1 protein-coding gene is annotated in these 491 nt (G+C 38.1%); it reads right to left on the reverse strand.

Annotated features, from left to right (window positions below):
* Window positions 1-91: 91 nt before the first annotated feature.
* On the reverse strand, window positions 92-466 hold the full coding sequence (gene yidD / locus Q0852_RS24025) for a membrane protein insertion efficiency factor YidD (RefSeq protein WP_367278189.1): 375 nt from the start codon (window positions 464-466) through the stop codon (window positions 92-94).
* Window positions 467-491: the final 25 nt, after the last annotated feature.

Here is a 491-nt window from a genome sequence, read left to right on the forward strand (position 1 = left end):
ACCGAACTCCATACCAAAACCGCCGAGTGTAACGCGTCACCTTGATACCTTTGTTATGTTCGTGATCAATAAACTCAAATAGCTAATACACCTATAACCATCTGTTTTTGTGTGCATGTAATGAACAATCACACGGTAAATCAGGAGTGTCACAGTGGCCATCAGGTATACAATCGACCACATCGCAAGCCGACGCAGGATCAAAACAAGAGTCACATCGGCTTCTTTTTTTACGCTTTCGATTATCATTCTTTGTTGAAACTTGAATATATGCTTGTTTACATTCGTTCAGGCGCAACTTTGCAAGTTGATAACCATTATAAACACCATGTTTTTCAATAATCTTTTTTATGGCTTCTGAACAAGAATCACCACAATGTAAGTAAGCATGAGCACAACGAAAGCCTTTATGTGGTGATATGTATTTCTGGTAAAAACATATCAGTGAAATAACGATGAATCTCAAGTTTTCTCCCTAAGAACATAACGCC

The sequence above is a fragment of the uncultured Photobacterium sp. genome (genome assembly GCF_947502415.1).
GTDB lineage: Bacteria > Pseudomonadota > Gammaproteobacteria > Enterobacterales > Vibrionaceae > Photobacterium.